27 protein-coding genes and 1 pseudogene are annotated in these 24,076 nt (G+C 48.9%); 25 read left to right on the forward strand and 3 right to left on the reverse strand.

Annotation, left to right across the window (positions count from 1 at the left end; genetic code table 11):
- The first annotated feature begins 82 nt into the window (after positions 1 to 82).
- Positions 83 to 1,051 (forward strand): ROK family protein, encoded by a 969-nt coding sequence (locus tag ASG81_RS19670; RefSeq protein WP_056638051.1) that lies wholly within the window; start codon positions 83 to 85, stop codon positions 1,049 to 1,051.
- A 158-nt stretch (positions 1,052 to 1,209) separates the two neighbouring features.
- Here ASG81_RS19670 and ASG81_RS34055 read toward each other — a convergent pair whose 3' ends face one another.
- Positions 1,210 to 1,446 carry a DUF3888 domain-containing protein gene (locus ASG81_RS34055; protein ID WP_442952926.1) on the reverse strand — a complete coding sequence of 79 codons (237 nt, stop codon included), beginning with the start codon at positions 1,444 to 1,446 and terminating at the stop codon, positions 1,210 to 1,212.
- 389 nt (positions 1,447 to 1,835) lie between these two features.
- Here ASG81_RS34055 and ASG81_RS19680 point away from each other — a divergent pair, with 389 nt between their 5' ends.
- The 5 genes from ASG81_RS19680 (at position 1,836) to ASG81_RS19700 (ending at position 5,953) form a co-directional block, all read left to right on the forward strand.
- Positions 1,836 to 2,192: a VOC family protein gene (locus ASG81_RS19680; protein ID WP_056638057.1), complete on the forward strand. Its 357-nt coding sequence runs from the start codon at positions 1,836 to 1,838 to the stop codon at positions 2,190 to 2,192.
- A gap of 112 nt (positions 2,193 to 2,304) precedes the next feature.
- On the forward strand, positions 2,305 to 3,297 hold the full coding sequence (locus ASG81_RS19685; RefSeq protein ID WP_056638060.1) for a phosphotransferase enzyme family protein: 993 nt from the start codon (positions 2,305 to 2,307) through the stop codon (positions 3,295 to 3,297).
- A gap of 76 nt (positions 3,298 to 3,373) precedes the next feature.
- Positions 3,374 to 4,225 carry a DMT family transporter gene (locus ASG81_RS19690; protein ID WP_056638063.1) on the forward strand — a complete coding sequence of 284 codons (852 nt, stop codon included), beginning with the start codon at positions 3,374 to 3,376 and terminating at the stop codon, positions 4,223 to 4,225.
- A 277-nt stretch (positions 4,226 to 4,502) separates the two neighbouring features.
- Positions 4,503 to 5,288, forward strand: a complete 786-nt coding sequence (locus ASG81_RS19695; RefSeq protein WP_081417447.1) for a DUF817 domain-containing protein — start codon at positions 4,503 to 4,505, stop codon at positions 5,286 to 5,288.
- Between the two features lie 341 nt (positions 5,289 to 5,629).
- On the forward strand, positions 5,630 to 5,953 hold the full coding sequence (locus ASG81_RS19700; protein ID WP_056638066.1) for a hypothetical protein: 324 nt from the start codon (positions 5,630 to 5,632) through the stop codon (positions 5,951 to 5,953).
- A gap of 141 nt (positions 5,954 to 6,094) precedes the next feature.
- On the opposite strand, the gene ASG81_RS19705 is transcribed toward ASG81_RS19700, so the two are convergent.
- Positions 6,095 to 7,306 (reverse strand): aspartate aminotransferase family protein, encoded by a 1,212-nt coding sequence (locus tag ASG81_RS19705; RefSeq protein ID WP_056638069.1) that lies wholly within the window; start codon positions 7,304 to 7,306, stop codon positions 6,095 to 6,097.
- A gap of 376 nt (positions 7,307 to 7,682) precedes the next feature.
- On the opposite strand from ASG81_RS19705, the gene ASG81_RS19710 reads away from it, so the two are divergent.
- The 15 genes and pseudogenes from ASG81_RS19710 to ASG81_RS19775 all read left to right on the forward strand — a co-directional run bounded on the left by ASG81_RS19710 (position 7,683) and on the right by ASG81_RS19775 (position 20,177).
- Positions 7,683 to 9,008: an acetylornithine deacetylase gene (locus tag ASG81_RS19710; RefSeq protein ID WP_056638071.1), complete on the forward strand. Its 1,326-nt coding sequence runs from the start codon at positions 7,683 to 7,685 to the stop codon at positions 9,006 to 9,008.
- A gap of 3 nt (positions 9,009 to 9,011) precedes the next feature.
- On the forward strand, positions 9,012 to 9,680 hold the full coding sequence (gene tenA, locus ASG81_RS19715) for a thiaminase II (protein ID WP_056638074.1): 669 nt from the start codon (positions 9,012 to 9,014) through the stop codon (positions 9,678 to 9,680).
- A complete protein-coding gene (locus tag ASG81_RS19720; protein ID WP_056638078.1) occupies positions 9,677 to 10,495 on the forward strand; it encodes an ABC transporter ATP-binding protein in 819 nt (272 codons plus the stop codon). The genes tenA and ASG81_RS19720 overlap by 4 nt, the downstream gene beginning before the upstream one ends.
- Complete coding sequence (locus tag ASG81_RS19725; protein ID WP_056638081.1) at positions 10,492 to 11,241, forward strand: ABC transporter permease; 750 nt, start codon at positions 10,492 to 10,494, stop codon at positions 11,239 to 11,241. Before ASG81_RS19720 ends, ASG81_RS19725 begins: the two co-directional genes overlap by 4 nt.
- Before the next feature lie 50 nt (positions 11,242 to 11,291).
- Positions 11,292 to 12,311 carry an ABC transporter substrate-binding protein gene (locus ASG81_RS19730; RefSeq protein WP_081417449.1) on the forward strand — a complete coding sequence of 340 codons (1,020 nt, stop codon included), beginning with the start codon at positions 11,292 to 11,294 and terminating at the stop codon, positions 12,309 to 12,311.
- A 33-nt stretch (positions 12,312 to 12,344) separates the two neighbouring features.
- Positions 12,345 to 13,358 carry a ThiF family adenylyltransferase gene (locus ASG81_RS19735; RefSeq protein WP_056638084.1) on the forward strand — a complete coding sequence of 338 codons (1,014 nt, stop codon included), beginning with the start codon at positions 12,345 to 12,347 and terminating at the stop codon, positions 13,356 to 13,358.
- A 19-nt stretch (positions 13,359 to 13,377) separates the two neighbouring features.
- On the forward strand, positions 13,378 to 14,001 hold the full coding sequence (thiE, locus tag ASG81_RS19740; RefSeq protein WP_056638087.1) for a thiamine phosphate synthase: 624 nt from the start codon (positions 13,378 to 13,380) through the stop codon (positions 13,999 to 14,001).
- A 4-nt stretch (positions 14,002 to 14,005) separates the two neighbouring features.
- Positions 14,006 to 14,206: a sulfur carrier protein ThiS gene (gene thiS, locus ASG81_RS19745; RefSeq protein ID WP_056638090.1), complete on the forward strand. Its 201-nt coding sequence runs from the start codon at positions 14,006 to 14,008 to the stop codon at positions 14,204 to 14,206.
- Positions 14,207 to 14,210: 4 nt separating this feature from the next.
- A complete protein-coding gene (locus ASG81_RS19750) occupies positions 14,211 to 14,990 on the forward strand; it encodes a thiazole synthase (RefSeq protein WP_056638093.1) in 780 nt (259 codons plus the stop codon).
- A 43-nt stretch (positions 14,991 to 15,033) separates the two neighbouring features.
- Positions 15,034 to 16,128: a glycine oxidase ThiO gene (gene thiO, locus ASG81_RS19755; RefSeq protein WP_056638130.1), complete on the forward strand. Its 1,095-nt coding sequence runs from the start codon at positions 15,034 to 15,036 to the stop codon at positions 16,126 to 16,128.
- Between the two features lie 218 nt (positions 16,129 to 16,346).
- Entirely contained in the window at positions 16,347 to 17,165 is an 819-nt protein-coding gene (locus ASG81_RS19760) for an alpha/beta fold hydrolase (RefSeq protein WP_056638096.1), read from the forward strand.
- A 39-nt stretch (positions 17,166 to 17,204) separates the two neighbouring features.
- Positions 17,205 to 17,309: pseudogene (locus tag ASG81_RS34060) on the forward strand (hypothetical protein); the annotation flags it as partial.
- Positions 17,310 to 17,332: 23 nt separating this feature from the next.
- The gene (locus ASG81_RS19765; RefSeq protein ID WP_200961552.1) at positions 17,333 to 17,467 is read left to right on the forward strand and encodes a glycoside hydrolase family 97 C-terminal domain-containing protein; all 135 of its coding nucleotides are present in this window, start codon (positions 17,333 to 17,335) and stop codon (positions 17,465 to 17,467) included.
- Between the two features lie 5 nt (positions 17,468 to 17,472).
- The gene (locus ASG81_RS19770) at positions 17,473 to 18,495 is read left to right on the forward strand and encodes a dienelactone hydrolase family protein (RefSeq protein ID WP_056638103.1); all 1,023 of its coding nucleotides are present in this window, start codon (positions 17,473 to 17,475) and stop codon (positions 18,493 to 18,495) included.
- 224 nt (positions 18,496 to 18,719) lie between these two features.
- Entirely contained in the window at positions 18,720 to 20,177 is a 1,458-nt protein-coding gene (locus ASG81_RS19775) for an alpha-L-fucosidase (protein ID WP_056638107.1), read from the forward strand.
- 44 nt (positions 20,178 to 20,221) lie between these two features.
- Here the strand turns inward: ASG81_RS19775 and ASG81_RS19780 are convergent, their stop codons facing one another.
- On the reverse strand, positions 20,222 to 21,121 hold the full coding sequence (locus ASG81_RS19780; protein ID WP_056638110.1) for an AraC family transcriptional regulator: 900 nt from the start codon (positions 21,119 to 21,121) through the stop codon (positions 20,222 to 20,224).
- A 160-nt stretch (positions 21,122 to 21,281) separates the two neighbouring features.
- On the opposite strand from ASG81_RS19780, the gene ASG81_RS19785 reads away from it, so the two are divergent.
- The 4 genes from ASG81_RS19785 to ASG81_RS32910 all read left to right on the forward strand — a co-directional run.
- A complete protein-coding gene (locus ASG81_RS19785; protein WP_056638113.1) occupies positions 21,282 to 23,402 on the forward strand; it encodes a glycoside hydrolase family 52 protein in 2,121 nt (706 codons plus the stop codon).
- A gap of 21 nt (positions 23,403 to 23,423) precedes the next feature.
- Entirely contained in the window at positions 23,424 to 23,612 is a 189-nt protein-coding gene (locus tag ASG81_RS19790; RefSeq protein ID WP_056638116.1) for a hypothetical protein, read from the forward strand.
- A gap of 94 nt (positions 23,613 to 23,706) precedes the next feature.
- Positions 23,707 to 23,868 (forward strand): hypothetical protein, encoded by a 162-nt coding sequence (locus ASG81_RS30045; RefSeq protein WP_081417450.1) that lies wholly within the window; start codon positions 23,707 to 23,709, stop codon positions 23,866 to 23,868.
- Positions 23,829 to 24,076 (forward strand): transposase (locus ASG81_RS32910; RefSeq protein WP_235548938.1); only part of this gene is annotated, 248 nt, incomplete at its 3' end. The genes ASG81_RS30045 and ASG81_RS32910, both read left to right, overlap by 40 nt.

Consider the following 24,076-nt stretch of genomic DNA (forward strand, 5'->3'; position numbering starts at 1 on the left):
ATGATAAAAGTCTCATAAGTCCATTCATTTTAATAATCAAGTAATTTACAATATTTTAAAATATATGAGAGAGGTGATAGTTATGAGTAAATATGTTATTGGAATTGACCTTGGTGGAACAAATATTAAGTCCGCAATTTTCAATACGGAGTTTCAAAGAATTCACGAAAGAAGTGACCCCACGGAAGCAGCAAAAGGACCTACTCATGTGTTAAACAGAATTAAGGAAATTGTTCAAGAGATGATGGCATTCGAAGGAATCAATCAAACTTCTATTAAGTGCATGGGTATGGGAATCCCTGGTTTACTTAATCCAGATGAAGGTCTATCAATATTTTCACCAAACTTTCCAGATTGGGAAAATATTCATGTTGTGAATCAAATGAAAAGTGATTTTGACTTTCCTGTTTTTATCGACAATGATGTGCGGGTAAATATGTATGGTGAATGGCTGTTTGGTGCAGGCGCTGGTTACAAAAACTTGGTATTGATCACGTTAGGTACCGGTTTAGGATCGGGTATTGTAAATGATGGAAAAGTGTTCTACGGTACAACATCTAGTGCGGGCGAAATTGGGCATATGAATATGTACCGGGAAGGACGTCCTTGTCGTTGTGGAAGCTCAGGCTGTCTAGGGAGATACGTTTCTGCGATAGGAATGGTTAAAACCTTAACAGACAAGCTTGAGGAAGGTCGGTCAAGTATCATTTTGCAATGGGTAGGAGACGATCAGACGGCAATTACTGCCCATATGATTTCAGAGGCATACGATCTGGGAGATTCACTTGCAATTGAGGTTATGCATGAAACAGGAAAGATTCTTGGATTTGGTCTTTCGAATGTAATCAACCTATTAAATCCAGAAGTAGTTATAGTTGGTGGTGGAATGTCGGCAGCTGGTGACCGCTTGCTAAATTCAGTACGTGATACTGTTGGAAATCATGCTTTAAAGCTTTCTTCCCATGCTTGTAAGATAGAACAAGCGAAATTAGGTGGACAAGCTGGTATGATCGGCGCGGCTGCATATGCGAACAGTAAGATGCCTTCATAACCTAACTTATTTTTGTGAGTTGTTAAAATTAAAAGGGAGTTTTGAGTAGTAAGACAAGCGCTTTCACTATACATAATTTTTCCTTTGCGGTATTGTAGAAATATCCAAAATAGGAAGTGAGGTTTTTGAAATGAATAAAAGAAAACATGTAGTAATCATCAATTCCGGGGTCCTACAACAGGCATAACCTCCACTGTTATCAAGAAAATGAATCCACGAAATCCGTTTGTTCTCTCTATTCGCACTATGTTGCTTTGATACGGATAAACAAGTGGAGATTCCTTAAGAAATTTTCGGTAGTAATTGTTTACTGAATCGTCGACTGCTGGACTTAATAGGAGCATAAGCATATCCTGAAGTTGAAGTTCTGTTGAATCCTGCCGAGGTTTATACATTATTGAGTCAGCTGATGTTCGCAATGGATTTATGGTAATTAAGAATAACGACAAAATAAAGACGGAAATTTGTTTTCTCACGGATTAGTTGCCCTCCCAATTTTTAAAAATTATTTTCCCCTTCGAAATGGATTACATTCAGGAGTTGGAGGATTAAACTAACGTATAACGAGAGCTTAATAAAGATGTGAAGGGAAGCCGGCCTAAGTTGATCGGCTGCCTATTCTCAAGCTTAACAATCACCAAGACGAGGCTGCCGACATGGAACGGCAGCCTCGCTGCGCTAACGGGCAGCTTAAAGCAATAAATGAATACCCTTATTTTACCAAATATTTTGGTGCAATATATCTTAAATCTTGGTACTACGATAATAAAGGGGAGTGAAAAATGTGAGTATTATTTTAAGTAAAGTTGGAGCCGTTTTTATCCCGGTGAGTAACATTAGAGAAGCAAGGGAATGGTATTGTTCCATTCTTGGTCTGGAACCTACGTTTGATATTATCGCTGGCCATCTTTGTTGTATACCATTGGATAATAATGGGTTAAATCTTGTCTTAGACAGCAATATATACAATGGAGATTCATACTTTAGAAATCCTGCCTTCCATTTTAACACTGACGATATACATCAGGCTTACCAATTCATGAAAGACCGTAAAATTGAACTTGTCACCGATATAGAGAATGGTCATTGGTTTAATTTTAAAGATCCAGATGGTAACATGTTGATGATTTGTAAATGTTAGATTCAGTATATAGTTGCACTAACGGAAAACTTAAGGTAACAGGCGGGAATTTGGGAAAAGTTCTTTCGAGAGATAAATTATTCGATCACGACTCAATTACCAAGGAGAACCCATGGACCCACAAATTAAATTATTGTTCCTGGACGAGCACGCCATAGAAGGTGCCGCGCGTTTCGGTGTAAGACAAGAGGAGCTGTCCTTCATTGGAGGATTTCAAAATTTTATCTATTCCTACACTCGCGAAGGATGCAAATATATTCTCCGTTTCACGCCTAGCACCCTGCGTACCCAGGAAGGTCTTGAAGCCGAATTAGAATGGATCCGTTATCTGGCGGAGAATGGAATGTCAGTCTCAGAACCAATCCCTTCAGCTCAAGGAAGAGACGTCGAATGTGTCTCCGGAAAGATGGTCGATTTCTACGCGACCTCCTTCAGACACGCTCCCGGCCGTAAAATCGGATACCCGGAATGCCTAGGTAATCCCCTGCTCTATGAGCAATGCGGACGAATGACCAGCCATCTTCATAAACTGACCAAACGTTACGAACCTTTGGCCAGAAGACACTCGTGGGAGCGCAACGAATACCTCTTACGCGCCCGAAAGTATATTCCGCCCGAGCATGCACCAATCCTGCGTGCACTTGATGAACTTAAAGAGCGATTGGCTAGTCTGCCTATTACTCCGGATAATTTCGGTCTGATTCACGGGGATATCAATGTAGGCAATTTTACGGTCGATGAAACAGGTGAAATCACACTCTTCGACTTCGACGAATGCCAATATAGTTGGTATGCCGAGGATATTGCCATTCAACTCTATTATTTGCTTTATGTATTCGGAGAAGATTCGAAGTCCGAACGGAAGGTGCAGTACGAACACTTCATTGAGCATTTCGAACGAGGCTATACAGAGGATGGCCGACGGCTGCCCGAAGGCTGGAAGGATCAGTTGTCGCTCTTCCTTAGGCTTCGCGAAATTATTGTATTCGTCGGTATGTACCGGAGCTGGGATTTACGTCAGCCAGACGATTGGACCCGCGATTTTCTGCAAGATAGTCGGATGCGGATCATCAATGGACTCTCGTTGATCGACGATTTTCAATAGTATCCAAATTATAGGTAGTGCTGATCTATGGTAAAATGTTGAATTAGTCAGTCTGATATTGGAAGGTGCAGAGCTAGTGTTTAGTTTAGCTGTAATACTCGTACTCGGTTCTGGTTGCCTTCATTCAATTTGGAACCTTTATACTAAAAGAAGCATAAATAAAAATGTTTTTCTTTGGTTTTGTCAACTTGTCGCAATTATAGTATTTTTGCCGTGGGCTATAGTTGAATGGGATAGCAGCATAACTATTACTGGTTGTTGGGCATTACTTGCTTCCATGTTCCTGCACGGACTGTATATCAAATTACTCGCTGCTACATATTCAGTAGGTGACTTGTCACAGGTTTATCCAATTATGAGAGGAACTAGCCCTTTATTAGTACCACTTTTAGGAGTGACTTTACTTAACGAAAAGTTAACTACATTTGGATGGATAGGTGTAACCTGTATTGTCATAGGAATCGTGTTGCTGAGTAACATAAAATTCAAGAGTAATGAATCATCATCATCATCATTAAAGGCACCTTTGTTGGCATTGGCAGTGGGGATATGCATCGCTAGTTACATTGTTATTGATAAGGTTGCATTAAACTATGTTTCACCTGTAGTTTTAAACGAAGCAATAAATATAGGAAATTTACTAGCTCTTTCATGGGCAACTTTTAAATCCAAAGGCATACGAAAAGAACTAAACGTAAACTGGAAGATAATGTTGTTAGGTGGGATTATAGCACCCGCTGGTTATCTATTGTTCTTGTTTGCCTTATCACTTGCACCTGTAGCTCAGCTCGCTCCTATGAGGGAAATAGGAACAGTATTTGGTACGGTCATGGGAATAATTATTCTCCAAGAAAAACAAGGTACAAGAAGGTTACTTACATCAATTTTAGTTACGCTAGGAGTTATCATCGTAGGAGTATGGGGGTAATTTCGATAGGTGGGCGTTGAACTCCCTCAGGCACTTTAGTTCATCAACAGGAGCAGTTTGCCACGGCAGCTGCTCATTATTTTTTATTAAGCTAAAGCAGCAAATATCATAGATGAATTAGTATTAAAAGATGCTGCGGACAACCTTGAAACATTGAATAAGATGAAAAAACGATTACATTTTTTCACTTTATGTATTTAATTTTATTGACTAAAATGGAATAGTAGCTATTAAAGCTATCTACTATCTTCGATTCTGGAGGAGGAAATAAAAATACTTGAAACCAATCATACAACTACTGCATTTTGGCTATCATCAGGCGATGAGTTGTATATTTCCTGTTGCAATCTTTGGAACTTTAGCTCTCTCTAACGTAATAGTGGTACCTTGGATTCATCGTTATGATGCCATTTTACTTACAATGCTTGGAGTTCAATACTTCATGTACCGCAGCGGATTAGAGTCACGTGATGAAATCAAAGTAATCTGTATGTTTCACGTTATTGGTTTGTTGCTGGAGTTATATAAGGTACGGATGGGATCATGGTCATATCCTGAGCCTGGATATACGAAGTTTCTCGGCGTCCCGCTCTATAGCGGATTTATGTATGCAAGTGTAGCAAGTTTTATGTGTCAGGTATGGCGGAGACTGCGTATGGACATGACCGGCTGGCCTGGACTCGTGCCTTCAGCGCTGCTAGGAGGAGCCATCTATTTCAACTTTTTTACACATCACTTTATTCCCGATTTTCGTTGGTGGCTGACCGCGATTGTGTTTATTGTCTTCTGGAAAACATGGATCATATATCGGGTACGTATTACAACTTATCGAATGCCCTTAACGCTTGCTTTCATCATTGTAGGTTTTTTCATCTGGTTAGCGGAGAATATATCCACATTTTTCGATGCTTGGAAATACCCTGACCAGCACCAAACCTGGCAGTTGGTTAGTTTCAGTAAGATCAGCTCGTGGTTCCTTCTGGTAATTATTAGCGTCATCATTGTGGCCCAGCTTAAATATGTTAAAGCTAGTCGAACAAGGAACGATTCATGTTCCAGCTAAGATATCGAAGAACTTCAGATCATAAGGAGCAGTTTGCCGCGGCAGCTGCTCCTTCTTTTTATTAAGCTAAAGGTAGGGCAGACTAAAATATTCGAGTTATTGGGTTGTTGACTGCAATAATGGGGTTGCTATATTTTCCAACTGTAATGCAGTTACTTTAGATTAGCAGAAATAGGTTTATGCAGAATAGTTAAAGAGGAGGAATTCTATGTATATGTCCAAGCATGCGAAAAATGGTGAGTTAACTATACATTATTTTGACTCAGTAAATAGCTCTGATCTTTCAAAGGTCAAAAGTTAAATCCATTATGGTTGGAGACTACCCACCAGAGCACAGAGCAATGGATAAAGAGTGGCCGGAAGATTACATAAATAACTATCTAGTTCCATATAACCGATCGGAGCAAATTAGACCGACAGCTGTTAGAGGGATACAAAGAGAATCGCGGCAAATCAATATTGAAGGGAATTTTGATATACCTGTTTTAGTTGCACGAGGTCTACTTGAAGGTTCACTAGTTACTGACTCTGATATCGAGCGTTATAAGAGTATGTGCCCAAAATTAATTATCAAGGAATATTCAACTTCAGGCCATGGTCTTAAGGGGCAAGACAAAGAAAAATTTTATAACGATATTGTTGAGTTTATAAACAACATTGATTAAATCATTTCTTTATTGCGTTTACGAAGAACGAGGGAGTTCAATAAAACAGCGGCAGTCTAGGACTTTATTTTCACGTCCCTGGCTGCCGCTGTTTCTATTATTGGGGTCAGTCTAATACTTAATTTACGAAGTCTGATGGTTTTAAGCGGTTTGCAGCTGGCCTAAAGCGCGGCGCAAAATGCTAAGCATGTCATCGGTGTCCTTCTGCGTCACGATTAAAGGAGGTGCTAGACGAACCGTTGTTGGATTTGGCGAGTTGATGAGCAAGCCCTCGCGCAGGCAAATAGCGGCCAGCTCCGAGCCTGCTCCTTCCGGTACGTCGAACGCGAGCAGCAGTCCTTTGCCCCGAATGGCTGAAATCGGGAAGTCGCGGGCAAGCTCGTGCAGGCCGCTCTCCAAATACTGCCCTTGCGTCTTGGCGTTGCCTGCCAGATTTTGCTCCAGCAGCTCCTTAAGCACAGCACAGCCTACAGCCATTGCGAGCGGCGCTCCCGTGTAGGTTCCGCCTTGATCGCCCGGCTCGAACAGATCGTATTTGCTTTTCGTCAGCATGGCCGATAGCGGAAAGCCGCCGCCGATTCCTTTGCCAAGCGTCAAGACATCCGGTTCAATACTGTAATACTCGTAAGCGAAGAGCTTGCCTGTTCTCCCCATTCCTGTCTGAATTTCATCGAAAATAAGCAGCATGCCGTACATATCGCATATTTTGCGAAGGCCATATAAATAGGATTCATCCACAGCATGAACGCCGCCCTCACCCTGTATGAGCTCAACCATAATTGCGCATGTATGATTGTTGACCGCAGCGAAGCAGGCATCAAGGTCATTAATCGGGACATGCTTAAAGCCGTCTACCTTGGGAGCAAAAAGCTCCTTCCACTTCGCCTTACCGGTCGCTGACATCGTCGCCAGCGAGCGCCCGTGAAAGCTATTCGTTAAGGTAATAATCTCATGCGCCCCGTTCAGGTTGACCGCGCCATGCTTTCTTGCGAGCTTTATGGCGCTTTCGTTCGCCTCCGCGCCGCTGCTGGCGAAGAAAGCTTTGTCCATGTTGCTTACGTTCGTCAGCAGATCCGCGAATTCAATCATAGGCCGGTTATAGTAACCGGGGCTGGCATGAACGAGCGTTGAAGCCTGACGCGATAAGGCCTTCTGAACGGCAGCAGGGGAATGCCCCAAGCTGGCGACCGCCCAGCCGCCAACAAAGTCCAAGTAGCGTTTTCCATCCGTATCCCACAAATACATCCCTTCACCGCGCTCCATCACGAGGCTGGGACGGTGTGCCGTATTTAAGACCGAATTTTCCGCTTTTTTCAATAAAGATGCTGTTAAAGATTTTTCCAATTGAATCATGACGAGCCTCCCGAGTGTTTATTTTATTGCATAAATATACAATATTATAGTTATTTATGCAATATGAAATAAACGAAGCGGCGGGAGTCATTTACAGCCGATTGCAGCAAGCCGCAAACAGGAAATTATTGTGAGAAGCATTATCAATTACGTGTTGCCAATTAGATAGGCATAAGTTATAGTAGATTTAGCTTAATATAGAATTCGGGTGCTGGATGAAGTCCGGCTGAGATAGGGACCTGCTGTCCCTGACCGTTAATCTGAACCAGGTAATGCTGGCGTAGAGAACGTATCGAATCGTAACCATTCGTGTATGCTCGAATGGTTTTTTCTATTGCTCTAGCCTGCTTTGTACCAAAAGGAGGATATTATATTTATGCCGCAAGCTTTAATTGCCCAGCTGCAGCAGCAGGCTGAGGAAAGACAAGGCGAGCTGTTCACCCTGCTGGCACAGCTGATCGCCTTTCCAACAGTGAGCCCTCCGGCGCGAAATACGCTTGAAGCGCAGCGGTTTGTCGAGAAGCAGCTGCAGGCAAGCGGCTTCGAGACGGAGCTGTGGGAGGTGTATCCCGGCGATCCGAACGTTACCGCGATTAGGCCGGGTACGCAGCGGGAGTCTTACCGGAGCCTGCTGCTAAATGGCCACATCGATGTAGCCGAGGTTGGTGACGATGGGGAATGGCAGCGTGATCCGTTCAAGCTTAGCTTAGAGGAAGGCAGAGCCTACGGGCGCGGAACGGCAGATATGAAAGGCGGATTGGCCGCTCTGCTGTTTGCGGTCAAGCTGCTGACGGATGCGGGCGTGGAGCTGAAGGGAGATCTGCTGTTTCAATCGGTCATTGGCGAGGAGGCTGGCGAGGCAGGAACAAGAGCCTGCACCGAACGGGGCTGCAGCGCGGATTTTGCCGTCGTTGCCGATACGAGCGAGCTCGCTATTCAGGGACAGGGCGGGGTCATTACCGGATGGGTGACGGTGCAAAGTCCGGTCACTTACCATGATGGTCTCAGGTCGCGGATGATTCATGCGGGCGGAGGTATTCAGGGCGCCAGTGCGATCGAGAAAATGGTCAAGCTGATTGAAGGCCTTCAGGAGCTGGAGCGCCACTGGGCAGTGACCAAATCCTATCCTGGTTTTTCGCCGGGCTCGAATACGATTAATCCGGCTGTCATTGAAGGAGGCCGGCATGCGGCGTTCATAGCGGACCGCTGCGCATTGTGGATCACGGTTCATTTTTATCCCGATGAGGATTACGAAACGGTGGCTGCCGAAATCGAGAGTCATTTGCTGAAGGTAGCGGAAGCTGACCCGTGGATGCGCCAGCACCCGCCGGCCTTCCGCTGGGGAGGACGTTCAATGCTTGAGGAGCGGGGCGAGATCTTTCCGTCGCTTACGCTGGATGAAGATGGAGACGGGCTTAAGACGCTTGCCTCTGTCCACCTTCAGCAGCTGGGAACAGCTCCGGCCGTCGGTATGAGTGCGACCGTTACCGATGCGGGCTGGCTGGGACGGGCCGGCATTCCAACGGTCATATACGGGCCGGGGCAGCTGCAGCATGCTCATGCCGTGAATGAGAGCATCGATATGCGGGAGCTTGTCGATTACGTCAAAGTCATGATCGGCTTTATTGCCGATTGGTGTAATCAAGCAAAGCCGGACTGCGAAAAAAAACGTCAGGACCATGATGCAGAGAGGGCGGAATGATCAGTGGAGCGTTTTAGCGATAGGCTGTACCGGTCGGTGCAGCAGGTATGGGAAAATTGTCATGGACATCCGTTTTTGACCGGGCTGAGAGATGGAACGCTGGAGCTTGAACGGTTCATTTATTATATGAAGCAAGATTATGTGTACTTAATCGATTATGCCAAAATGTTTGCGATAGGCAGCATTAAAGCCTATGATCTGGAGACGATGGGCAAATTCGCGGAGCTGCTGCATTCGACACTGAATGTGGAGATGGAGCTGCACCGGCAATATGCCGAGCGCTTCGGCATTGCCCGGGAAGAGCTGGAGGCGACGCAGCCTGCTCCGACGACGATTGCTTATACGAAATACATGCTGGATGCCGCGCAGGGCTCGCTCGCCGAGGTGGTTGCCGCTCTGCTTCCCTGCATGTGGAGCTACCGGGAAATCGGATCGGCGTTTGCCAGCCATCCGGGCTCGCTGGAGCATCCGCTCTACCGCGAATGGATTCTGATGTACAGCTCCGAGGAGTTTGGCGAGCTTACAGAGTGGACCATCGGCCTCATGAACCGGCTCTCTGAAGGCTTGCCGGAGCGGGAGCTTGCGCGGCTGGAGGAGTTGTTTGTGACGACGTCCAAATTTGAATATATGTTCTGGGATATGGCTTACCGGCAAGAGGAGTGGCCGATTTGAGCGATGTAAAGCCGGGCGGCCCTCCGCTTGCTTTGTCTGTCAGCGGTCTGACTTATGCTTTTAAGGATGAGCTGCCATTGTTCACAGGACTTGAATTCGACATTCAAGCCGGACAATTTGTTTCGTTTCTGGCTCCAAGTGGAATGGGGAAAACGACGCTGTTCCGGCTGCTGGCAGGCCTGCTGTCCCCGCAGGCGGGGACGATCAAGTTTGGTTCCGGAGGAGAAGCACATACTGGGGCGCGGAATATACGTCCGGGACGCATCGGTTATATGCCGCAGCGAGACAGTCTTATGCCATGGCGGAGTGTGCTTGATAATGCCGCGCTTGGCCTTGAGCTAGCCGGCACGCCAAAGCGGGTAGCAAGAAGACAGGTGCTTGAGCTGCTTCCGGACTTCGGGCTTGAAGGGACCGAGGCGAAGCGTCCGCATGAGCTGTCGGGCGGCATGCGCCAACGGGTGTCGTTTCTCCGCTCTATTTTGGGCGGCGGAGAACTGCTGCTGCTGGACGAGCCGTTCAGCGCTCTCGATGCGATGACGCGGGTCAGCATGCAGGAATGGCTGCTTCAAGTTTGGGAGCAGCACCGTAAAACGATTCTTTTTATTACACATGATATCGATGAGGCGCTGCTGCTGTCCGATCGCGTGCTCATAGCGGCGAAGGCGCCGGTTACCGCATTGCAGGAGCTGAAGATCGACCTGCCAAGGCCAAGGACGTATCAGCATGTGCTGGAGGAGTCCTTTATTTCTTTGAAACGGCAGGCGCTGGAGCTGCTTGGGCGAGGCACGGGCAGCTTGGAAGGAGCGGACCGATGAAAGGGCGATTGTGGGCAAGCATGCCTGTGTTTTTGTTCGTGCTGCTGCTTGCAGTGCTGTGGGAGGCTGCGACGGTCTTTTTGGCCATTCCGCATTATATTATTCCGAAGCTGTCTGACGTGCTGATTTCCACCTGGGATAATCGGCTTCTGCTGGGTAAGCACTTTGTCGTCACTTTGGGAGAGTCTTTGCTAGGGCTCGGCATTTCCATCCTATTCGGAACGCTGGCCGCAGTCTGGATCGAAGGCTCGGGTCTGGCAAGGAAGACGGTCTACCCGTTCATTGTCGCGTCCCAGACGATACCGATTATTGCTTTATCGCCGATAATGGTCATGTGGTTCGGCTATGAAATATGGAGCAAGGTTGCCGTCGTCATCCTGTTCACCTTCTTTCCCATTGCGGTAAACACGGCAGACGGCTTCCGCTCGGCTGATGCCGGCATTGGCGAGATCATGCGGTCGATGGGGGCCCGCAAGCGGGACTTGTTTCTGAAATGGAAAATGCCGTCGGCGCTGCCCGGCTTTTTTACGGGCCTCAAGATGGCCGCAACGATTAGCGTCGGCGGCGCCACGCTCGGAGAATGGCTGGGCGGCGAGGCCGGCCTTGGCATATATACGAAGCGGGCGTCGAGCATGCTCCGGGGCGAGGCGGTATTTTCCGGCGTGCTGCTGCTGTCCGCAATGGGCATATTGCTGTTTCTGGCGGCGCAGTGGATAGAGCGGATCAGTCTTGCCCGCCGCCAATAAGGAATCGAATACTGCATAATAAATGCAAATAAGAGAGGAATAACAAACAAATGAGCTTACAAAATTGGAAAAAGAATTTGATGTTAGCAGTCGCTCTTGTACTAGTTCTGACGATGATGGCGGGCTGCGGCTCCAAGCAGCAAGCAGCGGATACAAATAACAGCAAGGAAGCCGAGACGGAGCTTACGGTGCTGCTCGACTGGTATCCGAATGCCGTACACTCCTTCCTTTATGCGGCGGAGGAGCAGGGGTATTTTAAAGAAGCAGGCTTGAAGGTAAATTTGAAAACGCCCGCGGATACGAATGATGCGTTAAAATTAGTGGCAACCGGCAAAGCGGATCTCGCGCTCAGCTATCAGATGCAGGTTGCGATATCCCGCGCCGAGGATATTCCGGTAGTTTCGGTGGCGTCTATTGTGCGTCATCCGCTTAATCGCCTAATGACGCTTGAAGCGGCGGGCATTCAAAGCCCGAAGGATCTGATCGGCAAAAAAATCGGCTATCCGTCCATTCCGCTCGATCAGCTTATTGTCAACACGATGGTGGAGTCCGATGGCGGAGATTCATCCAAGCTTAATTACGTAGACATTGGCTGGGATCTCATTCCGGCGATGATGACGGGCAAGGTCGATGCGATTATCGGCGGCTATGTTAATCATGAGAAGCCGCTGCTCGAGAAGGAGGGCGTGAAGCTCTCATCGTTTGATCCTTCCGTTTACGGCGTTCCCGATTATTATGAGCTTGTGCTTACCGCAAGCGAGACGGGGCTTGAAAGCAAAAATGCAGCCATTAAGAAATTTATCGAGGCGGCTGCCAAAGGCCAGCAATACACTGTTAATAACCCGGATAAAGCATTGAATACGCTGCTTGAAAAACAAGATGCAAATTTCCCGCTTGATGCAGCAATCGAGAAGCAAAGCCTGGACACGCTGCTGCCGCTGATGGATGCGGGTTCGGAGACGTTTGGCTCACAATCCGAGGAATCGTGGAGATCGGTGATCAGCTGGCTGACTGAGCACGGTCAATTGAAGAAAGAAATCAAGGCGGAGGATGCCTTCCGCAACCTATAAATAAGCGAACAAGCGCGCGGAAAGGAGCGGCAAATGGAGGAAAGATATTCAAGACAAATGCTTTTTGCGCCGATTGGCGAGGCAGGACAGCGTAAGCTGATAGACAGCGCGGTCTGTATCGTAGGGATGGGAGCGCTGGGAACGGTGCTGGCTAACCATATGGTGCGCGCAGGAGTTGGACACGTACGGTTTGTAGATCGAGATTATGTGGAAAAAAGCAATTTGCAGCGGCAAATGCTTTACGATGAGGAGGATGTACAGCATGTATATCCGAAGGTCGTAGCAGCCGAGAAGAAGCTTAAAAAAATTAATTCCTCCGTTCGCTTGGAAGCGATCGTTGCCGACGTAACCGCCCATAATATCGAAGCATTGCTCGAAGGAATGGATCTGGTGCTGGACGGCACGGACAATTTCCATACCCGCTTTCTGTTAAACGACGCTTGTTTCAAGCTTGGAATTCCGTTTACGTACGGCGGCGCTGTCAGCTCGCGGGGCATGAGCGCGATCTTCGTTCCCGGCGAGACGCCCTGCTTGCGCTGTTTCATAAAAACAGGGGATGCCGGCGGTCAAACCTGCGATATGATCGGAGTGATTGCGCCGGTTGTTGATATGGTCGGCTCCTATCAGGCGGTTGAAGCGCTCAAATATTTGGTGGATGACGATAAGCAAAGAAGAAAAAGCTTAGTCACGTTTGATCTTTGGCAAAATCAATACTATGAGATGAAGCTGGGCGAACCGGACAAGAGCTGTCCGTGCTGTCAGCTGAAGCAGTACCCGGCTCTTGATTTGAGCGGGGAGAACACCGTGCTATCCTTATGCGGTCGGGAAACGATCCAAATTGCGGGCAGCGGAACGCTTGATCTTGAAGTCTGGCGGCAGCGGCTGGAACCGGTAGCGGTAAAGGTGAATTTGAATCCGTTTCTTCTTAAAGCTGAGCTGCCCGAGGGCGAGCGGCTCGTGCTGTTCGCGGATGGGCGTGTGCTCGTGCAGGGTACCGATGATTTCGTACGCGCCAAAACTTTATACGCCCGTTATATCGGGCTTTAAAACGGAGGTTTGATGAGAGATGAAAGATTTTCGTTTATACGCGATAACAGGTGAGCAATTCCATCCGGGACGGAATCTTATTGAAGTGATGGAGGAAGCGATCAAGGGCGGCGTGGATATTATTCAGCTGCGCGACAAAACGAGCGATAAAGCTGAGGTGCTGGCCAAGGCTAAAGCGCTTAGAGAGCTGACCAGAAAATACGGAGTAACCTTCATCGTCAACGATTATATCGATATTGCGATGGAAGCGGATGCGGACGGCATTCATTTGGGCCAAGGGGATGTACCGCTGTCGGAAGCCCGAAAAATTGTCGGCAGCAAAATAATCGGTATTTCTACCCATGCGCTTGAGGAAGCGCTGCTCGCTGAGCAGCAGGGAGCGGATTATATTGGCGTAGGCCCCATCTATCCAACGGCTACTAAAGTGGACGTTGTTGATCCGGTAACGATTGCTTATGTCCGTGAGGTCGCACAAGCTGTGAAAATTCCATTCGTAGCGATCGGCGGCATCAAGCTGCACAATGTCGATGAAGTCATCGAAGCAGGGGCAAGCAGGATATGCGCGGTTAGCGAAATCGTAGGCAGCGCGGACGTGAAGGGTACCTGCGAAGCGTTCATCAGGAAGCTGGAGAGAGGAAAGTGATCTTATGGAGCTTATCATCAACGGTGAACAGCAGCAGCTGGATCAAGTAAATACGATTCAAGACGTCATTGAACGGCTGGGACTTACGGGCAAGCCGGTTGTGGCGGAAGCGGACGGCCAGGTGCTGACTGCGGAGCAATGGGCAGACACGCCTGTTCATCCGAATATGCGTATTGAATTGGTTCATTTTGTAGGAGGGGGCTGATTGTATGAAAACAGATGTTTTACAAATTGGCGGCCACACGCTTTCTTCCCGTTTTTTTATCGGTACAGGACTGTTTCCTAACCCGTTCGTCCAGAAGGAAGCGATCAAGGCTTCGGGGGCGCAGGTGCTGACGTTCGCGATCAGGCGGATTAATTTGGCTTCTACGGAGGACGATTCGATCCTTCAGCATTTGGAGGATGACAAGTATATCTATCTTCCGAATACATCGGGTGCGCGGACAGCAGACGAGGCCGTTCGTATCGCCCGCTTGGCGCGTGCTTCAGGACTCAGCGATTGGATTAAGGTCGAGATTAGCGTAAATGAACGGACGCTGCTGCCGGACCCGATCGAAACGCTGAAGGCTACGGAAATATTAGTTAAGGAAGGTTTTACGGTGCTTCCTTATACGTCGGATGACCCTGTCATCTGCAAGCGGCTTGAGGAAGCGGGAGCGGCAGCCGTCATGCCGGGAGCGGCGCCGATCGGCACAGGTCTTGGCATCCTTAATCCGTACAATCTCGGACTAATCGTCGAGGAGGCCGGGGTTCCGATCATTGTCGATGCCGGTCTTGGCTCTGCAAGCGATGTAACACAGGCGATGGAGCTTGGGGTAAGCGGCGTGCTGATGAATACGCCGGTAGCGAAGGCGAAGGATCCGGTAAGGATGGCGAAGGCGATGAGCCTCGCTATTGAAGCCGGGCGGCTTTCCTATTTATCGGGCAGAATTACGAAGAAGCGTTACGCTTCGGCAAGCAGCGGTCTTGAGCAATTCAAATTGAAATAACCTGATTTACGGGAGAGATGGAACGGTGACGAGAGAGAAAATCATGGTTATGGGCGGAGGCATTATCGGCTTATCATGCGCCTTTGAACTGCAGAGCCGGGGCTGTCAGGTCACTGTTCTCGAAACAAAGCGCTGCGGCGGTCAGGCTTCCGGCGCTGCTGCCGGGATGCTCGCCCCTTATTCTGAAAATGTAGAAGGGCCGGATGATTTTTTCCAGCTTTGCTTGGAAAGCCTGCATCTATATCCGGAATGGCAGCAGACGATCAGGCAAGTTTCTAAGCAGGACTTCGAGTATACAAGCTCCGGCAGTCTCTATATCGCCTATCATGAGGCTGATTTGCTGGCGCTGGAGGGCAGGCTGCTATGGCAGCGGCAATACGGCTCTTCCGGCAGCATATTGGAGGGAGACGCGCTCTTTAGCAGGGAGCCGCTGCTCACGCGGGATGCTCAGGCAGCCTTATATACGCCGGAGGAAAGCCATATTTATGCTCCCCATTACGTGAGCGCGCTTGAGCAGGCGTGCAGAAATATCGGCGTACAAATCTATGAGCATTTGGATGAGCTTGAAATCGTCGAATGGCAGCGCGAGGCTGTCGTCCGCGCGGCGGACGGGCGTTTTTTTAACGGCGATCAGCTGTTGATTTGCTCCGGCGCCTGGGCGCAGCAGCTTGCAGAGACATTCCATATGAACATTCCGGTTTATCCTATTCGCGGACAAATTTGCGCTTATGAAGTAGAGGCGCAGCCCGTTTCGCATATGGTTTTCTGCAATCAGGGCTATTTGGTAGGCAAAGCAAACTCGACGCTCGTATGCGGCGCGTCGGAGGACGTTGCCGGCTATGATACGACGGTCACGGAGAAAGGAATCGGGCGGCTGAAAAATTGGAATAAGCAGCTGTTTCCGTTTTTGGCGGACAAAACGCCGTTTCACAGCTGGGCCGGCCTTCGTCCCGCTACGCAGGATGGATTTCCCTTAATAGGGCGGATAGCGGAATCGAGCCGTGTCGTGCTTGCTGTCGGACATTACCGCAACGGCATTTTGCTCAGTCCGGCAACCGCCAAGCTGGCAGCAGATTATATCGAGGACAAGCAGACGTCCGCTTACAATCAATCCTTCTCGCCAGATCGGTTTTCTTAAAGCAACGGCACTTCCACTTTGAAGCTTCATCGCGACGATTCCTTCATCTCGCGATGAAGTTTTTTTGTTTTACTTGGAATTTATGCATCTCGATACGGCAAGTGAACTATAATGAACCCCATCATAGTCCGTTTTCTTAAAAAAAGGACATTATTCATTAAAAAACAGCATTCCATCCGAAGGCATTGGGTTATAAGCTTTTTAAAAGGGGAATTGGAATGAAACATAACGCGGGTGTATTAGCTATTAATGGAACGCAGCTTTATTACGAGGAGAGCGGCTCGGGCGAGACGGTTATCCTGCTGCATGCCCACTCCTTCGATTTGAGAATGTGGGATTCGCAAATAGAGGCGCTTGCGCAGCATTATCGCGTCATTCGCTATGATTTGCGAGGGTATGGCAAATCGGCGATGCCGGATCCCCGCCGTTTTTTTCGCCACGTAGATGATTTGGCGCAGCTCATACAAAGGCTCGAATTGTCTAAGGTGCATTTGATCGGCTTATCGCTGGGCTCGATGGTTGCGGTGGATTATATGGCTTTATATCCGGAGAAGGTATTGTCCGTATCGGCTGCAAGCTCCGGATTGTATGTGTCGGAGGATGCGCAGTGGATTCCCTTTACGGAAGAAGTGCAAAGCGGGAATCCGGCGCCTAAAAATGATGTGAATATAACCCTTTTCAAGCAGGAATGGTTCCAAGGATTGCTTGGCAGCTGCGGTCCGAATCGGGATGCTATCAAAACGGAGCTGTGGACCATGATCAAGGAATGGTCGGCTTGGCAGCCGCTATACGAGCGAAGATGGCCTCTTGTAGGTCCATCTCTCATCGCTTTGCTGAGCAGGAACAGCACGGGGATTCCTCTGCTCGTCCTCATTGGCGAAGAAGATTCCGACGGAAGCCGTAAATCTTCAGCGCGCTTGGCCGAATTAATGCCGCAAGCCATAACCGTTTATTTACCGCAATCCGGGCATATGCAGAATATGGAAACGCCGGAAGCATTTAATAAAGTGGTACTGTCATTTATTCACAGTGAATAAAATGAAATGATGTAAGGCAGGGATCACTTTGAATCGAAGGACGAGCAGTGGCGGCCTGTTTACGGAGAGCGGGATCAGGTTCGGGACCGGTACAATGAGCTGAGGGTCAATTTAAGAGAGCGATGTCCGTTATCGCGCCTATAGTCCGATGCAATCGGTCTTCTGATATGATTGAGGAATGGTTTATCGGCTGCATTACGAATGAGCAGGCGCGTGAGAGGAGCGTTAAGCTTGATTTTCTGGAGGAAGGCGCTGCTATCGCGTATATTTATGCAGTAAATCTAAAGACGAGGCGGGAGTGACAACGATGTGGAACGGGGATTCTTATTTAGAGAAGCTGTATGACGAAGCGGTTAGCCGGCATCGCAGTCAAGCCATGCTGGAGCTTCGGAATGAGCGGAGACCGAAGCTGAAGGCAGCGCTGCGCGAGGCGATCGGCCATTTCGAGCCTAATCCCGCACATGCTCCTAAATTGCTGGAACGCGTAGAATGCGAAGGATATATCCGCGAGCGGGTGGAGCTATCGGCTACGCCGGATTTGACCTTTGCCGCTTATGTGCTTATCCCTCATGACGCGAAGGGGCCGCTTCCCGGCGTGCTGGCGCTTCACGGTCATGGCTACGGCAGCCGGGAAATTGTCGGCCTGCTGAAGGATGGTTCGCCTGACGAAGCAGAGCCGGGCATACACCAGCATTTTGCGGTGCAGCTGGTAAAGCGGGGAATGGTCGTTATCGCACCGGATGTCATCGGCTTCGGCGAGCGCAGACTTCTCGCGGATCTCGCGCTAAATCCGGATGTGCCAAGCTCCTGCTACAATCTGTCGACGCAGCTGATGATGCTCGGCAAGACACTTACCGGCCTGCGCGTAACGGAAGCGTTAAAGGCTTTTAATTATTTGGCCGGGCGGCCGGAGGCCGATGCGAACCGGATCGGACTTATGGGCTTCTCGGGCGGCGGCTTGATTGGCTTTGCAGCCGCTGTGCTGGAGGCCAGAATAAACGCGACGGTACTGACGGGGTTCACGAACACGTTCAAGGACAGCATTTTTGCTGTCCATCATTGCATCGATAACTACACGCCGGGGTTGCTCGCGTATGCCGAGCTGCCGGAGCTGATCGGACTCATTGCTCCGCGTCCGTTATTTCTCGAATCAGGCGAGAATGATCCGATCTTTCCAGTGGCAGGCTTTCGCAAGGCTGCCGCGGAAATTCAGGCGATCTATGACGCTGAAGGCGCAGGGGATAAGCTGGCACAGGATGTGTTTCCCGGTGCTCATGAAATAAGCGGGCGGCTGTCTTACGATTGGCTGAAGCGGACGTTGTCGTCCTGAAATATAAATAGATAAATGAAACAGATGCTTTTCTTCCGTGAGGCTGTTGTCTATTAAGACAGCCTGTACAGGAGGAGAGCGTCTTTTTTTGTTTTCATTAGGAAAGCGATTAGACTGAGAAGGTTATTTTTGTCCAATAGAAAGATAGCTTTCTGCATGTTTATTCCATGATTTCACCGCTAGAATGTACATAGGCATTACAGTGCGAAGGGATGATGACGATCATGGATGCAAGTGCATATTTGAAGGTTATTGACGATACGATTGCCAAAGGAAGGTTTAAGGATAACTGGGATTCACTTAGCGAGTATCAGGTTCCGGGCTGGTATAAAAAAGCGAAATTCGGTATTTTTATCCACTGGGGCTTATATTCCGTTCCGGCATTCGACAGTGAATGGTATTCCAGAAATATGTACATCAAGGATTCAAAAGCATATAAGCATCATATAGCCGTGTACGGGGAGCATAAGGACTTTGGCTACAAGGACTTTATCCCGATGTTTCAGGCGGAGCGCTTTAGCGCAGATGAATGGGCAGAGCTTTTCGTGCGGGCGGGCGCCAAATATATTATGCCTGTTGCTGAGCATCATGACGGATTTCAAATGTACAAAAGCGGTATTTCCCCGTTTAACGCTTATGAGATGGGGCCTAAACGAGATTTGCTTGGCGAAATGAAAGAGGCGTTTGAAAAGCGGCAGCTGACCTTATGTGTTTCCTCCCACCGTGCCGAGCATTGGTTTTTCATGTCGCATGGCAAGGAGTTTGATTCCGATATTAAGGAGCCGCTCGTGCAAGGCGACTTTTATTGGCCGGCCATGCCAGAGCCTGACCATCAGGATCTGTATGGCTCCCCTCCGAACCAGCTATACTTGGAGGATTGGTTAATTCGCTGCTGCGAGCTTGTTGATCAGTATAAGCCTCATGTTTTTTATTTTGATTGGTGGATTCAAACGGCAGCCTTCAAGCCCTATCTCAAAAAGTTTGCAGCGTATTATTATAATAAGGCAGCGGAGTGGGGAATCGCGGTTGCCATCAACTACAAGCATGATGCCTTTCAGTTCGGTACCGCTGTTCCAGACGTTGAAAGAGGCCAGTTTGCCGATATGAAGCCGTATTTTTGGCAGACGGATACCGCTGTTGCAAAAAATTCATGGTGTTATACAGCGGATAATGAATATAAAACATCGGTTGAGATCATTCGGGATCTGGTCGATATCGTCAGTAAAAACGGCAGCCTGCTGCTTAATGTAGGACCGAAAGCAGATGGAACGATTCCTGAGCAGGATAAGCAAATTTTGCTTGAAATCGGCGACTGGCTTAAAGTGAATGGCGAAGCGATCTATGATACGACCTTCTGGCGGACGTCGGGCGAGGGCCCTACGAAGATTAAGGAAGGCCAATTTACGGATGGCGTAACGAAGGCCTATACGAGCGAGGATATCCGCTTCACCGTGAAGGGAAGCCAGCTCTATGTAACTGTTCTTCTGTTTCCGGATGACGGAGTCGTTAAAATTAAGTCGCTTAGTGAAAAATCGCATCACTTCCACGCAATTATTGAAGATATTAGCGTGCTGGGATTCGATGAAAAACCGGTATGGGAGAGAACGGAAGAAGCTTTAATCATTACGACATCGAAGGTTCAAAGCTCTGCTCCTGTCGTATTCAGCATTAAAGTCAATTAATAGTGACAAGGGACGCCAGCTTCTGCCGGCGTCCCTTGTGCATGTTATTTCGTCAGCTTGCGAAATGCCGCCGGAGACAGATTCATCCAGCGCTTAAACTGCTTGCTGAATTGCGAGATATCGCGATAGCCGAGCTGATAAGCGATGTCTTCGATTGTAAGCTCCGTATTGATCAGCAGCAGCTTCGCTTGGCGAATGATGAGTCCGGTTAAATATTGACGGGGGGACATGCCGTAGACGCGCTGAAACACCCGTTTGCAATAGGCAGGGCTGTAGCCGAGACGGGCGGCCATTTTTTCGATGCCGATCCTCTCTTCGAGCGAGCGGTCGGCTGCGGATGCGCTCCGCAGCTCCCGTTCCATCGTTGCAGCGAGCGATACTTCATTCTCCGATGCCTCTTTTCCGTGCAGCTCTCCCGTCCCTTCTTCGATTGTCCAATTCGTGAGAGCGGAAAGCATCAGGAAGGTATCGCTCAAAAAAGCCAGCTTGTCCCGCTGCAGACCGGTCTCGGCATATTGCAATGATTGGATTAATCGCTTCAGCGTATTTCGGATGGCAGCTGATGAGGGACTGCCGGCCAGCAGCAAGGTCGTCTGCATGCTCATCAGGCTCCTGCGAAGCGTGAGGTCGTCAATATCGAAATGCAGACAAAAGTAAGTCATCTTCTCTTTGCCTGACGAACCGTCGCTTCTATGCATGACGCCGGGCGGAATGAATAGGATATCCCCTGCATGCTGCACAAAGGAAGAGCTCTCCGCATGCATGGTCTGCTCTCCCTCCAAGACCATGTTGAGCTCAAACATGGTGTGATGATGCTCGGGGTAGCTCCACTGCTCATTAACGGTACGTTTATGCGCCGCTACAATTTGGAAGGCAAACTGCAAATCGGGTGTCATGAGCTCCTGAATGCTGTTTTCCCGGCCGAAGGGAAGATGGTTTCTCATCGTAAATTCCTCGCTTAATAGAATGAGTACAGTATAGCATATCCTCTTCGCGCGGCTTGTGCCGTTTTGTACAAATAAAGGTCCGTTATGACCCTGTTTGGGGAGGAGCTGCGGCAGTAAGATGGAAAGGGATGAAACTTATTAAGGAGTTGGATCTGTCATGACAAGAAACCAGTTTTTTAACGCCCATCATTCCCCGATCGGTGCTTTCTCAAGCTTTACTCTCGGATTTCCAGGCGCTTCAGGAGGCTTCGACATTGAACTGGCAAAGCCGCCGAAGGAGAATCTATATATTGGCCTCGAACGTTTGGACGGGACAGGCTATGATACATTGCCATTTCACGATGTCCAAGAAGAGGATGAAAGCAAACGGTACGATATTGAGAATCCCGATCCGAACCAGAACAAGCCGAAGCTTCTCCATCCACTGCCGCAGCATGCCATTCATCGTGATTTCCGGCTGACGACGGACACTTGGCAGGCAGGCGATTTAACCTTCCGCATTTATTCGCAGGTCCGCTCCGTTCCCGATCCGAATATTGCTACTGAGAGTGAGCTCAAGGATACGCTCATTCCAGCCGTATTCGCCGAGCTGACTGTGGACAATTCGCGGTCGGACAGGAAGCGGCGGGCGTTCTTCGGGTTCCAAGGAAGCGATCCTTACAGCGCCATGCGCCGAATAGATGATACAAGCGGCAGAGCGGGGATTGGCCAGGGACGACAGCTTGCGGTTGTATCTGACGATAAAGCAGTCATGTCCGCGCAGCATTTCAGCATGGAGGATATTCTCACTGCCGGGCTGCAAGAAAACTGGACCTTCGGTCTCGGGCCAGTCTGCTCCCTCGTGATGGATACGGAGCCCGGAGCATGCAAAACGTACCGGTTTGTTATTTGCTTCTATAAAGGCGGCTATGTAACGACAGGCATTGACGCTTCTTATTTCTATACACGCTACTTCCCGAACGTCGAAGCGGTGGCCGATTACGGATTAACTCATTTTGACCGGCTGACGGCAGAGGCCGTTCAAGATGGTGCGCTGGCCGAGCAGGACCGCTTGTCCGAGAACCAAAAGTTTATGCTTATTCATTCGATCCGCAGCTATTACGGCAACACGCAGCTTCTTGATTATGAAGGGAAACCGTTCTGGATCGTCAATGAAGGTGAATACCGGATGATGAATACGTTCGACTTGACGGTGGACCAGCTGTTCTATGAGCTGAAAATGAACCCGTGGACGGTAAAGAATGAGCTGGACATGTTCGTAAAACGGTTCAGCTATGAGGACACGCTCCGTAAGCCAGGCGATGGGGCAGAATACCCTGGCGGCATTAGCTTTACCCATGACATGGGCGTTGCAAATGCAGTTTCTCGTTCGGGCTATTCCGCCTACGAGCTGTACGGCCTTGACGGCTGTTTCTCGCATATGACGCATGAGCAGCTGGTGAACTGGGTGCTTTGCGGGGCCGCTTATTACGAGAAAACGGCCGACGGGGAGTGGCTTGCGGCAAATTTAGACGTATTCGAGAAATGCCTGAGCAGCATGCTGAACCGTGATGATGCAGATCCGCAAAGCCGCAACGGCATCATGGGCCTCGACAGCTCGCGGACAATGGGCGGCGCAGAAATTACGACCTATGACAGCTTGGACGTATCGCTGGGGCAAGCGCGGAACAATATTTATTTGGCCGGGAAGTGCTGGGCTGCCTATATTGCGCTGGAGCGAATATTGCTGGAGAACGGCCGGGAAGGCCTTGCTGCAGCAGCAGGCAGCCAAGCGGAGAAGTGCGCGTCGACGATCGCCAGCCAAATGACGGGTGAAGGTTATATACCGGCGGTTATTGCTGAGAATAACGATTCCAAAATCATCCCGGCTATCGAAGGACTTATTTTTCCTTACGTAACGGGGAACCTCGCAGCGCTGGAGCCGAATGGGCGGTTTGGCGCATACTTGGAGGCTTTGAATACGCATCTTCGCTATGTATTGCGTCCCGGCATTTGCTTATTTGAAGATGGAGGCTGGAAATTGTCATCTACGAGCAATAACAGCTGGTTGAGTAAAATCTATTTATGCCAGTTCGTTGCGCGCGAGCTTCTCGGCATGGTTTGGGATGAAAGCGGTCATCTGGCAGATGAGGCCCATGTGAAGTGGCTGACGCATCCCGAGCTGTCGATTTGGAGCTGGAGCGACCAGATCATCTCCGGCAAAATTACGGGCAGCAAGTATTATCCGCGCGGCGTTACCTCGATCCTGTGGCTTGAGGAAGGCAAAGACCGGGCGTAAGCAGTTAAGAAAAGGCCAACCGTGCCTAGTACGTATAACAGCTATGGGCCTCACCGGCATTATGAGGGAGACCGTTATTTAACGAGCCCGAATCAATGCAGCGGAGCGAAAAATTTCGCTGACCGGCCGGATGCACCAGACAAAACGCTTGAAGAGTTTTTGTATTTTGTGAATTGGCAGGTAGCGGGTGATTTAACGATCAGCAGATAACGCTAAAACAAGAGGCTGTTTCGTCAGGTGATATGCTCCCCAAATAGTAGACAGGTGAAATAATAAAACCTGCTGCTATGAGGGGAGTATTTTCATGTCTAGAGTTCAATATAACGCGAAGGAGAAACTCGCCATTATCGAAGAAATCGATAGTGGTGAACTTAGCGTCATGGCCGTTGCTTATAAATATGGGATTTCCAAGACAACCTTGGTGAAATGCGACGCCAGTATGAAGTCTATGGTTTTGAAGGATTAGAGGTCCAAACGGAAAACCGCAGCTATTCCGCAGAACTTAAGCTTCAAGCGGTATTGGATTACCTTGAGGGGGAATTATCCCAGTACGATATCATTGATAAATACAARATYGCGAGCAGAACACAGCTAACGGACTGGGTGAAGAAGTATAATAGTCATAGCAGCTTAAAGGCCTATAAAGGGGGAGCAAAGGCTATGACGAAGGGAAG

It is taken from the genome of Paenibacillus sp. Soil522 (assembly GCF_001428245.1).
GTDB lineage: Bacteria > Bacillota > Bacilli > Paenibacillales > Paenibacillaceae > Pristimantibacillus.